At 33.4% G+C, this 12,545-nt stretch carries 7 protein-coding genes; 4 read left to right on the top strand and 3 right to left on the bottom strand.

The window, feature by feature from the left end; all coding sequences use genetic code 11:
• Positions 1-97: 97 nt before the first annotated feature.
• The gene (locus tag Q0678_RS04585) at positions 98-1,405 is read right to left on the bottom strand and encodes a DEAD/DEAH box helicase (RefSeq protein WP_299054573.1); all 1,308 of its coding nucleotides are present in this window, start codon (positions 1,403-1,405) and stop codon (positions 98-100) included.
• A 171-nt stretch (positions 1,406-1,576) separates the two neighbouring features.
• Here Q0678_RS04585 and Q0678_RS04590 point away from each other — a divergent pair, with 171 nt between their 5' ends.
• Complete coding sequence (locus Q0678_RS04590; protein ID WP_299054972.1) at positions 1,577-4,399, top strand: sialidase family protein; 2,823 nt, start codon at positions 1,577-1,579, stop codon at positions 4,397-4,399.
• Positions 4,400-4,404: 5 nt separating this feature from the next.
• Here Q0678_RS04590 and Q0678_RS04595 read toward each other — a convergent pair whose 3' ends face one another.
• Together Q0678_RS04595 and Q0678_RS04600 are read right to left on the bottom strand one after the other, a co-directional pair.
• On the bottom strand, positions 4,405-5,349 hold the full coding sequence (locus Q0678_RS04595; protein WP_299054576.1) for an ABC transporter ATP-binding protein: 945 nt from the start codon (positions 5,347-5,349) through the stop codon (positions 4,405-4,407).
• 297 nt (positions 5,350-5,646) lie between these two features.
• Positions 5,647-7,803: a prolyl oligopeptidase family serine peptidase gene (locus Q0678_RS04600; RefSeq protein WP_299054578.1), complete on the bottom strand. Its 2,157-nt coding sequence runs from the start codon at positions 7,801-7,803 to the stop codon at positions 5,647-5,649.
• A 139-nt stretch (positions 7,804-7,942) separates the two neighbouring features.
• Here Q0678_RS04600 and trxA point away from each other — a divergent pair, with 139 nt between their 5' ends.
• From trxA to Q0678_RS04615, 3 genes are read left to right on the top strand one after another with little or no spacing between them, the layout of a single operon-like run.
• Positions 7,943-8,302, top strand: a complete 360-nt coding sequence (gene trxA, locus Q0678_RS04605) for a thioredoxin (RefSeq protein WP_299054580.1) — start codon at positions 7,943-7,945, stop codon at positions 8,300-8,302.
• Between the two features lie 59 nt (positions 8,303-8,361).
• A complete protein-coding gene (locus Q0678_RS04610) occupies positions 8,362-9,699 on the top strand; it encodes a deoxyguanosinetriphosphate triphosphohydrolase (RefSeq protein WP_299054583.1) in 1,338 nt (445 codons plus the stop codon).
• Positions 9,700-9,753: 54 nt separating this feature from the next.
• Entirely contained in the window at positions 9,754-12,399 is a 2,646-nt protein-coding gene (locus tag Q0678_RS04615; RefSeq protein WP_299054587.1) for a T9SS-dependent M36 family metallopeptidase, read from the top strand.
• Positions 12,400-12,545: the final 146 nt, after the last annotated feature.

Consider the following 12,545-nt stretch of genomic DNA (forward strand, 5'->3'; position numbering starts at 1 on the left):
ACTAGATGTTAGAAACTAGAGTCTAGAAAAACTAACTTTATGAGATTTCTCCTAAAAAGTCGAAATAACACTACTTCGCAGAAACAAAATTTATCCACTAACGATTCTTTTTAGGCGCACCTGTTCTTCCTCTACCAGAAGTAGATCCAGCAGGTTTGTTCCCTTTATAATGAGGTTTCTTCTTTGGTTTATTTCCGTTTCCAGAACGTGCTTTACTCTTTTTATTAAAAGAACCTTTACTCTGGGTAGCAGCTCTTTTTGGTGGCGCAGTATCTGTTGGTTCAAAACCCTCTACAATTGTAGATTTTAATTTCTCTTTTAATAACTTTTCTATTTCATTCTGGTATTCTACCTCTTCACTACAAACTAAAGAAATAGCTTCACCAGCCGCGCCCGCTCTACCTGTTCTACCAATTCTATGTACATAATCTTCAGGTACATTTGGCAATTCGAAATTTACTACATAAGGTAGTAACGGAATATCTAAACCACGCGCAGCAATATCTGTTGCTACTAAAATTTTAATAGAATTGTCTTTAAAGTTTTTTAAGGCTTTTGTTCTGGCTCCTTGGCTCTTATTACCATGTATTGCAGCAGCGGTAATACCGGCTTTTATTAACTTTTCTGTTAACTTATTGGCCCCGTGTTTTGTTCTTGTAAAGATTAAAACTTGCGTCCAATTATTATCTTTTATCAACTTAATTGTAAAAGCTGTTTTCTGACCTTTATCAACCTTAAATACTTTATGGGTTACTTTTTTAGCGGTAGAATTTTGCGGAGCAGTTTCTACAGATACCGGATTATTTAAAATACCCGAGGCTAATTTTTTGATATCGTTAGAAAAAGTGGCAGAAAAAAGTAAATTTTGCCTTTTTACCGGCATAAAACTAATTAGTTTGTTAATATCTCTAACAAAACCCATGTCTAACATTCTGTCTGCTTCATCTAAAACCAAGACATCTATGCGCTTAAAAGAAAGCGCTTTTCTGTCATGCAAATCTAATAATCTACCTGGGGTTGCTACTAAAATATCAACTCCGTTTTTTAATGTTGCTATTTGTGGCTTGGCATTTACACCACCAAAAACAACAGCCGATTTTATATTTACATACTTACTATACTCTCTAATATTGTCGTAAATCTGGGCCGCTAACTCTCTTGTTGGTGTTAAAACCAATGCGCGTAAAGGCCTGTATTTTGGGTGTTTTGTAGCTGCTAAATGCTGTAAAACTGGCAAAGTAAAACCCGCCGTTTTACCGGTACCTGTTTGTGCCGATGCTAAAATATCTTTTCCTTCTAAAATATGTGGAATTGCTTTTTCTTGTATTGGAGATGGTTTTGTGTATCCTTTTTCTTCAACTGCTTTTACTAATGCTGCTGATAAACCTAAATCTGAAAATGTCATAAAAATTATTTATGAAACTAACTTTATGTAGTTGTTTCTGCCGCAAAGATACATTGTTTTAAATTGAAGCCTTTTGTTTCTTAAAGTCCTTTTTATGTTAATTATTTTTGATATCGAAAATACAAATAGTAACTTCATCATTTCTAATAAAAACTTTTACTCGTGAAAACTATATCTTCTTTATTACTATTGCTTGTTTCTGTAACTTTTATAGCACAAACACCTACCTCTTCAGAAGTAATTCAACAATCATTAGCACAAAAACTAAAGATGCAACGTGCTTCTATTGTAAAAAATATTCCGTTTAAAAATATTGGCCCAACGGTTATGAGTGGTCGTGTGGCAGACGTTGCTGTAAACCCAGAAAACCCAACAGAATTTTATGTAGGTTATGCCTCTGGCGGATTGTGGTACACCAATAATAACGGAACTACGTTTACACCAGTTTTAGACAATTCTGCAACACAAAATGTAGGCGATATTGCTGTCGATTGGAACACAGGAACCATTTGGGTAGGAACAGGTGAAAAAAACTCATCACGTTCTTCGTATGCAGGAATCGGAATGTTAAAATCTACAGACAAAGGAAAAACTTGGGTAAATGTTGGTTTGTTTGACTCTCATCATGTAAGTAGAATACTAATAAACCCAAATAACGGAGATGATGTGGTTGTTGGAGTTATAGGACACTTATATTCTTCAAACGCAGAAAGAGGTGTTTTTAAAACTACCGATGGAGGAAAAACTTGGACAAAATCTTTATTCATAAATAACGACACAGGAGTTATTGATGTAGCTGTTGCTCCAGAAAATTTTAATATAATGTATGCTGCTTCTTGGGAAAGAGAACGTAAAGCTTGGAATTTTGATGGTGACGGAAACAATTCTGCAATTTACAAAAGTACTGATGCAGGAACTTCTTGGGCAAAAATTTCTGATAAAAGTGGTTTTCCTATTGGTAGCGGAGTTGGTAGAATAGGGTTGGCTGTTTTTAATGAAAATACAGTTTACGCGTTGCATGATAGTCAATTTAGAAGACCTAAAAAAATCGATAAAGTTCTTTCTGATGCCTTAACTAAAGATGATTTTAAATCAATTTCTACAAATGATTTTTTAAATTTATCTGATAAAAAATTAAACTCATTTTTAAAAAACAACGGTTTTCAAGAAAAATATCGAGCAGAAAATGTAAAGCAAATGGTACGTGTTGGCACAGTAAAACCAACAGATTTAGCAAGTTACCTAGAAGATGCTAACTCGATGTTATTCGACACACAAGTTATTGGTGCAGAAGTTTTTAAAACAACAAACGGAGGTAAAAATTGGCAGAAAACACATCAAGATTACTTAGATGGCGTATACAGCTCTTATGGTTATTATTTTGGCGAAATTAGAGTAGATACACAAGATGAAAATAAAATTTATGTTTTAGGAGTACCCATTATAAAATCGAAAGACGGAGGTAAAAACTTTACTTCTATAAGCAAAGAAAATGTGCACTCAGATCATCAAGCGCTATGGGTAAATCCAAAGAAAAGCGGACATATTTTAAACGGAAACGACGGGGGTTTAAACTTGTCTTATGACGATGGCGAAAATTGGATAAAACTTAACGACCCAGCCGTGGGTCAGTTTTACTCTGTATATGCAGACAATCAAAAAAATTACAAAGTTTATGGCGGGTTGCAAGACAATGGGGTTTGGGTTGCTAACCACAATGCTAAAATGGATAAACGTTGGAAACAAACTGGAGAAAACCCCTACAAGTCTATTATGGGCGGAGACGGTATGCAGGTACAAGTAGACAATAGAAACCCAAATATTGTTTATACTGGCTATCAATTTGGAAATTATTACCGTATTGATAGAGCTTCTGAAAGGCAAAAATACATACAACCTAAACATACTTTAGGAGAAACACCGTATCGTTTTAACTGGCAAACACCTATTCATTTATCTTTACATAACCAAGATATTTTGTATTTAGGTAGTAACAAATTACACCGTTCTTTAGATAAAGGAGATACCTGGGAAACCATTTCTAACGATTTAACAAACGGCGGCAAAAAAGGAAATGTTGCCTACGGAACTTTAACTTCAATTTCTGAAAGTGCATTGCAGTTTGGGTTGATTTACGTTGGTTCTGATGATGGATTGGTAAACGTAACAAAAAATAGTGGAGCTACCTGGACAACAATTTCTAAAAACTTACCTCAAAACTTATGGGCATCTAGAGTAATTGCTTCTAAATTTAAAAAAAAACGAGTTTATGTAACATTAAACGGATATCGTTTTGATGATTTTACACCCTATGTGTATCGCTCTGATGATTATGGGCAAACATGGCAAAATATTAGTAGCAACCTTCCTGTTTCTGCAATAAACGTAATAAAAGAAGACCCAGACAATGAAAATCTATTATATTTAGGTACAGACAATGGGGTGTATGTTTCTTTTAATAAAGGGACTAATTGGGAAGCTTTTAGCAACAATTTACCCAACGTTGCGGTACACGATTTAGTGATTCAGCCAACTGCAAAACATTTAATTATTGCCACTCATGGTAGAAGCTTATATACAGCAAATATTGCTGCTCTTCAAGAATTTGCAAACGGCAATAACAAGCAAAATACATTGACAATCTTTAACGTAGATTCCATTAAAAAAAGTAGCTATTGGGGTCGTTCTTGGAGCAAATGGTCTGCAGTAAACACACCAGGAATAACAATTCCGTTATATTCAAACCAAACCATAGAAGTAACAATTAGTATTTTAACGAATCAGATTACAGTAAGTTCTTTTAATGTGTCTATAGACAAGGGATTTAATAGTATTTTATATGATGTTTCTTTTTCTAAAAAAGGATTAAAAAATTACCAAAAAGAAAATAAAGACACGCTTATTAAACAAGCTAACAACAATAAATATTACCTGCCAAAAGGAAATTATACGATTAAAATTGAGAACGCAACAGGTAGTTTTAAAATAGACTAAAAAACTTACTGAATTTTAATAAAAATCTCGGTGTTTAAAGCAATATCAGTCGGATGATTTAAAAACACTTTTTGATTGTTTAAAAGCACTTCTATTAACCAATAAGAACCTTTAAAATAGTTGTTTGTAACAATCGCTTTTAGATAATTGGTAGTAATTTCTTGTGCAGTGTTTTCGAGAATTTTTAGTTGATGCGGATACAATAAAACCAACTTATTATTGATGGTAATTTCGTTTACATCATCAAATAAAGCTGCACTATATTTTTCTTTAGGATTAGTGTAAATTTCTTTTGGTGTACTATTTTCTAATACCTTATTGTTTTTAATAATGATGAGCTTGTCTGCAAAAGAAAGCGCATCATTTTTATCATGAGTAGCAACAATGCAAGCAATGTTTTTTTCTTTTAAGTATTGAAATAAATTTCTTCTTAACCCGTTTTTTTTAAAGTTATCTATTTGCCCAAAAGGTTCATCTAATAATAGTAATTGAGGTTCTTTTGCCAAGGCTCTTGCGATGGCTACTCGTTGTTTTTGACCTCCACTTAAATGCACCACCTTTGTATTTGCAAAAGCTGTCATTTGTATAACCTCTAAAAGTTCTTCGGTTCTTTTTTTACTTTCTTGAGGGTAAAAACGTGATAAAAATTTCTGAATGTTTTCTGCTACAGATGTATAAGGCATTAAATCGAAATCTTGCGCTACATATTTAAAATTTTCGAACCCAGGAACTAGGTGCTTTTCTGGGCCAAAAATTTGAGTGTTATTCCAAAATACAGCACCCGCATCTAGATCTAATAACCCGTATATTGCTTTTAAAAGAGTCGATTTTCCACAACCACTTTCTCCCATAACACAAAGATGTTCTCCTTTATTTACAGAAAAATTAAACCCGTCTAAAACAGGTTTGTTAGTCGTGTAAGAAAAAGAAATGTTCGTTACTTTTAGCATGCTACAAAAATAAGCTTTCTATTTCATTTTTACTTGCTAAAAGCTCGCAAGTATGCTGCGTTAGCGATTGTAGCATTTGTTTGAGCTCTCCCGAATTTTCTTCGGGAAGCGAGTGTGGAAAGCGCGACCCTTGTGGTAACGCTCAAAGAAAAAATACACAAGGTTTTTGTGTTAAGAGGTCTTTACTTTTGATAATTCTATTTTTAAAATAGTAGTTTTATATTATTAATTAAAGTAAACAAAAAGAGCACAATTTATAATTACGCTCTTTTTATCTAGAAAAAAATCTAAAATAGATTATAACTTTATAGTTGCTTTTGGCGGATTTGGTAATTTATTAAAACCCATATTAAATAAGGTAAAGCCAAAAATATCTGCATACTGCTCTATGGTTTTTGCCACCGGTGTTCCTGCACCATGCCCTGCATTGGTTTCTATTCTTATTAACGTTGGATTATTACCAGACTGCTTTTCTTGCAATTCTGCCGCAAATTTAAAACTATGTGCAGGTACAACCCTATCATCATGATCGCCAGTTGTTACTAATGTTGCTGGGTATTTTACGCCTTGTTTTACGTTGTGTACTGGCGAATAACCCTTTAAATACTCAAACATTTCTTTGCTTTGTTCTGCAGTACCATAATCATAAGCCCATCCTGCGCCAGCAGTAAAAGTATGATAACGCAACATGTCTAAAACACCTACTGCTGGTAACGCAACTTTCATTAAATCTGGTCTTTGTGTTAGAGTTGCACCAACTAACAAACCTCCGTTAGAACCACCACGAATGGCAAGAAAATTTGAGGAAGTATATTTTTCTGAAATTAGGTATTCTGCTGCGGCAATAAAATCGTCAAAAACATTTTGTTTTTTTAGCTGTGTACCAGCATCATGCCATTTTTTACCGTATTCGCCACCTCCTCTTAAATTAGGGACTGCATAAATGCCTCCTTGCTCCATCCAAACTGCGTTTGCAATACTAAATGAAGGAGTTAAACTTACATTAAATCCACCGTAACCGTATAAAATAGTAGGATTTTTACCGTTTAAAACGACTCCTTTTTTATGTGTAATAATCATGGGTACTTTTGTGCCATCTTTTGATGTATAAAAAACTTGTTTACTAGTATAAGCTTCAGAGTTAAAATCTACATCTGGTTTCCAATAAGATGTATAAGTACCTTCTTTAGGATTTAATACATAAGAAGAGTTTGGTGTGCTGTAATTTGTAAATGAAAAATAGAGCTCTTTAGCGTCTTCTTTTCCATTAAAACCACCTGCCGAACCTACTCCAGGTAATGCAACTTCTCTTACTAATTTGCCATCATAATTGTACTGTAACACTTTAGAAACAGCATCTACCATATATTCTGCAAAGAAATAGCCAGCGCCCGAACTTAAACTTAGTACGTTTGTAGTTTCTGATATAAAATCTTGCCAGTTTTCTGGCGTTGGATTTGCTGCATCTACGGTTACAACTTTTTTATTAGGTGCCTTTAAATTGGTTACTAAGTATAATTTTTGACCTTTATTTTTTACTACATAAGTATCGCTATCAAAATTATTAATAATTGTTTTTAACGGTGCGTTTTTGTTTGATAAATCTTTTATAAACAACTTATTACCCGAGGTAGAAGTAGAAGCAGAAATTATTAAATAACGATTGTCTTCGGTTACAGAACCGCCTACATATCGGTGTTTTTCTGATGATTTTTCTCCATAGATAACAACGTCTTGTTGTTGAGAAGTACCTAATTGATGATAGTATAGTTTGTGTTGGTCTGTTTTTGCAGACAACTCACTTCCTTTGGGTTTATCATAACTAGAGTAATAAAACCCTTCGTTTTTGTACCAAGAAATTCCTGAAAACTTAACATCAACCAAAGTGTCTTCTTTTATTTTTTTTGATGCAACATCCATTACAATTACTTTACGCCAGTCAGAACCTCCTTCAGAAATAGCATAAGCAACTGTTTTACCGTCTTTAGAAAAGCTTAAAGAACTTAAAGACGTAGTACCATCTTCAGAAAATTTGTTTGGGTCTAAAAAAACAGTCGGTTCGTTATTTTCTATTTTTCGATACACAACATATTGGTTTTGCAAGCCATCATTTTTATAAAAATAAGTAGCATTGCCTTCTGTAAACGGGGTTCCTACTTTCTCATAATTCCATAAAGATGCCAACCTATTTTTTAATTGGGCTCTGTAAGGAATTTGATCTAAATAACTGAACGTAGCTTTATTCTCTGCCTTAACCCAAGCTTCTGTTTCTTTACTTCTATCATCTTCTAACCAACGATAATTGTCTACTACTTGAGTACCAAATAAGGTGTCTATTACTGGTTTTTTTGTGGTAACTGGGTATTTCAATTTAAGGTGTTTTTGTTTGCTATTATCATCACAAGAAATAAAAATTGTACTTGCTAATAAAGTTAAAAGAATTGTTTTTTTCATAAGATCGTGCTGTTTTCGAATGGTCTCAAATTTACTAATAATAAAAATATTTTTAGGGTTTTTGTTTCAGATTATCGCTGTTTTGTAATTCACAATACATAAAAACGACTATTTTTACAAAATAGAAAAGAACAGAGATATGACAGAAAACTTAACAAAAGAAAGCTTTTTAAAAAAAGTATTTAATTTTGAAGATAATAAAGAGTGGAAATTTGAAGGTGAAAAACCCGCAATTATAGATTTTTATGCAGATTGGTGTGGGCCTTGTAAATCTTTAGCACCCGTTTTAGAACAATTATCTGAAGAGTATGCAGGTAAAATAGATATTTATAAAATTGATACGGAAGCAGAACAAGAACTTGCTGCAGCTTTTGCAATTAGAAGCATACCTTCTATGTTGTTTTGCCCTTCAGAAGGGGCGCCACAAATGGCAAATGGTGCCTTGCCAAAAGCAGAGTTAGAACGTGTAATTCTTGAAGTTTTAAACGTAGAAAAATAAACCTACTTACCCTATAATTTTTATTTTAACAAACCCCCATTTACTAAACAGATAAATTTATGAACTGGCAACAACTGCTCTCTTTAAAACGATTTGGCGATACCGAAAAAAGACTAAGGGCTTCGCAAGACGAAACACGTTTAGGCTTTGATGTAGATTTTGATAGAATCATATTTTCATCGGCATTTAGAAGCTTGCAAGATAAAACCCAGGTTATTCCTTTATCAGAAACAGACTTTGTTCATACACGTTTAACGCATAGTTTAGAGGTTTCTGTGGTGGGTAGAACATTGGGTAGAAGAGTTGGTAAAGTGCTGCTAGAAAGACACCCAGAATTAGTAGATTTGGGGTATACTTTTAACGACTTTGGCGCTATTGTAGCTGCTGCCTCTGTAATGCACGATATTGGTAATCCGCCTTTTGGGCATTCTGGAGAAAAAGCCATTGGCGAATATTTTAAAACCGGTAAAGGCATTAAATATAAAGAGCAACTATCTGAAAAACAATACCAAGATCTTATCGATTTTGAAGGAAATGCAAACGGATTTAAAATTCTTACAGAATCTAGAGAAGGTATTTTAGGAGGGTTACGACTTAGTTATGCAACTTTGGGTGCGTTTTTAAAATATCCAAAAGAAAGTTTGCCAAAAAAACCAACAGCTCATATAGCTGACAAGAAATATGGTTTTTTTCAATCTGAAAAAACAGCTTTTTTAGATGTGGTATCTACCTTAGGAATGAAACAAAAATCAGACACCAATATTTCTTTTTACAGACACCCACTAGCTTATTTAGTAGAAGCTGCAGATGATATCTGTTATACAATTATCGATTTTGAAGATGGAATAAATCTTGGGTTGATAGAAGAAGAATTTGCTTTAGAATACATGATTAAGTTGGTAAAAGATACTATTGATAGTAAAAAATACCACTCACTAAAACACAGAACAGACAGAATTAGTTACTTACGCGCATTGGCAATTGGTGTTTTAATAAATGAAGCGGTAGATATTTTCTTAGCAAACGAAGAAGCACTGCTAAACGGTAGTTTTGATAAGTCTTTGTTAGAAAAATGCCATTACGAAGCGCAAATTAATGACATTATTAAAATAAGTATCGATAAAATTTATAAAAGCAAAGAAGTTGTAGAAAAAGAGGTTGCTGGCTACCGAATTATAGCAGACCTTTTACATGTTTTTGTAAGTGCTTTAAACAACAAATACAACGGAAATTCTTCTAATTTTGATACCTTGGTACTAAATTTGCTACCAGAAGAATATCAAACAGAAACAAGTAATTTGTACGACAGAATAATGCAAATATGTAGTTATGTTTCTAGAATGTCAGACAGTTATGCAATTCGCGTACATAAAAAATTAACAGGAAATATTATTTAATACCGAATTTTATTAATTAGATTTGTGTACTCACTTTTATTAAAATACAACTATATGATTACAAAATTACTCTTAAAGCCTAAGAATTTTTTCTTTTTAATTGCTTTTACTCTTACCTCTATTCTTTCTTTTGGTCAGCAAAATAAAGATATTATAAACAACTATTTATCAGAAAATATCGGGAAATTTAACTTAACTTCTTCAGATGTTTTAGAATGGAAAGTAACCAATGAAGTTTACTCTAAACAATCTGGTGTAACCCACGTATACATTCAACAACTATACAAAGGTATTCCGGTGTTTAATGGTGTATCTAACATAAGTATCAAAGAAGGTAAAGTGGTTTTTGGTGCTGCTTCTTTTGTAAAAAACATTGCTGCTAAAGCAAATACAACAACACCTGTTTTAAGTGCTAAAAAAGCAATCGAGCAAACTTCAAATCAACTAAAACTTGGTAACCCAAGCAATATAGAACTTTTAGAAGAAAAAAATACACACAAATTTATTTTCTCTAATAGCGGAATTTCTCAAGAAAAGATTCCTGTAGAGTTGGTTTACCAAACTTTAAAAGACGGTTCTTTAAAACTGGCTTGGAAATTAAATGTGAATCAATTAGACGGTATTCATTGGTGGAACGTAAGAGTAGATGCTGTTTCAGGAAAAATACTAGAAAAAAACGATTGGGGTGTAAACTGTAATTTTGATCTTAAAACGGGTCTTCACAATCATAAAAAATCTAATAGTAAAACCTCTAACAACACTGCAATTCCACAAAAAAGTGCAAAAGAAATATTAGAAAGCAAAACCTATAATGTATTTGCTTTACCTGTAGAAAGTCCTAGTCATGGTGATAGAAGTTCTTTATCTGCTCCAGAAAACGCAACTGCTTCTCCTTTTGGATGGCATGATACAGATGGTGTTGCCGGAGCCGAGCATACAATTACTAGAGGTAATAATGTATATGTTCAATTAGATGATGATGGTAGTAACGGCACCTCTGGTTACTCGCCTGATGGTGGCGCAAGCTTAAATTTTAATTTTCCTGTAGATTTTGTAGATAAAACTCCAGACACTTATAGAGATGCTTCTTTAACAAACCTTTTTTACATGAGTAATGTAATGCACGATATTTGGTATCAATATGGTTTTGATGAAGCAGCTGGAAATTTTCAAACAAATAATTATAATAATGGTGGTGATGAAGGAGATCATGTAATTGCTGATGGCCAAGATGCAAGTGGTAGAAATAACGCAAATTTTGCAACACCTGCAGACGGTCAAAACCCAAGAATGCAAATGTTTATTTGGGATTCAGGTAAATTAATAACTATTAACTCTGGTAGTTTAGCGGGCAAACACTCTGCAATAGATGCTAACTTTACTGATGATGGTGAGCCCGACGGAAACCCAACAGGTGCCCCATTAGAAGACAACCCAGTTACTGGTAACTTAGCATTAATGAATGACGGTTCTGCAAATCCATCAGAAGGTTGTGCTTTAGGTTTATCTCCAGGATTGGCCGGTAATATTGCTGTAATTAGAAGAGGTAATTGTAATTTTACAGATAAAATTCAATTAGCACAAGGCTTAGGTGCAATTGGGGTTATTATGGTAAACAACGAGCCTGGTCTAATTTCTATGGGTGGTTTAACAACTACAATCAATATTCCTGCTGTATCGGTAACTCAAGAATTAGGAGAGGCTATAATTACAGCTATGGAAACTGAAACAATTAATACTACTTTAATAAACTATGGAATTGATGGTAGTTTTGATAATGGAATTGTAGCTCACGAATACGGACACGGTATCTCTAACAGACTTATTGGTGGTGGTGCAAACGTAAACTGTATGTCTAATGCAGAACAATTAGGTGAAGGTTGGTCTGATTATTTTGGAATCGCAATTACCATGAAATCTACCGACACAGAAACAACTTTAAGAGGTGTAGGTACCTTTGCTCAAGAGCAAGAAATAACAGGAAATGGTATTAGAAGGTTTCCTTACACAACAGATATGTCTGTAAACACATTTACTCTAGATGACGTAAAAGACCAAGCACTGGCAGACGGTGGTGTATCTGTTCATGGTGTTGGTTCTATATGGGCAACCATGTTATGGGATTTACAATGGAAAATGATTGATGAATATGGTTTTGATGCTGATATGTATAGTGGCACCGGCGGAAACAATAAAACAATGGAACTAGTTATAGAGGGGCTAAAATTAACTCCTTGTGGTTCTGGATTTGTAGGTGCTAGAGACGCTATTATTGCAGCTGATGAAACACTAAACGGCGGAGCAAATAAATGCTTAATTTGGCAAGTTTTTGCAAGAAGAGGTTTAGGTTACAGTGCCAGCTCTGGATCTGACAATTCTTTTACCGATCAAGTAGAAGCTTTTGACATGCCACCAACTTCAGAAGTAAGCTGTGCGTTAAGTGTTGATAAAAATCCATTTTTAGATACTGTTAACGTATACCCAAACCCAGCAAGTTCTTCAATTACAATCTCTTTAAAAAACAATCTTAATAACTCTGTAATTACTATTTTTGATATTAGTGGTAAAAAAGTATATCATAAAAATATAGATTTACAAAAACCATATACAATAAATACACAAAACCTTAGTAGTGGTATTTATGTTTTAAAAATTAACAACCAAGAATATAGTTACAGTAAAAAACTAATTATTAAATAGGTCTTTAATAACCATTATAACAAAAAACCCTACAAATTGTAGGGTTTTTATTTTTTAAACAAATAGCGCTTTTTTTAAATAAAAGCGTATATTTAACAAGTATTAGCTTAAAATAAAAAAAGCTATTTTGGTTTTTATATCTTTGA

Source organism: uncultured Polaribacter sp., from assembly GCF_947497125.1.
Taxonomy (GTDB): Bacteria; Bacteroidota; Bacteroidia; order Flavobacteriales; family Flavobacteriaceae; genus Polaribacter.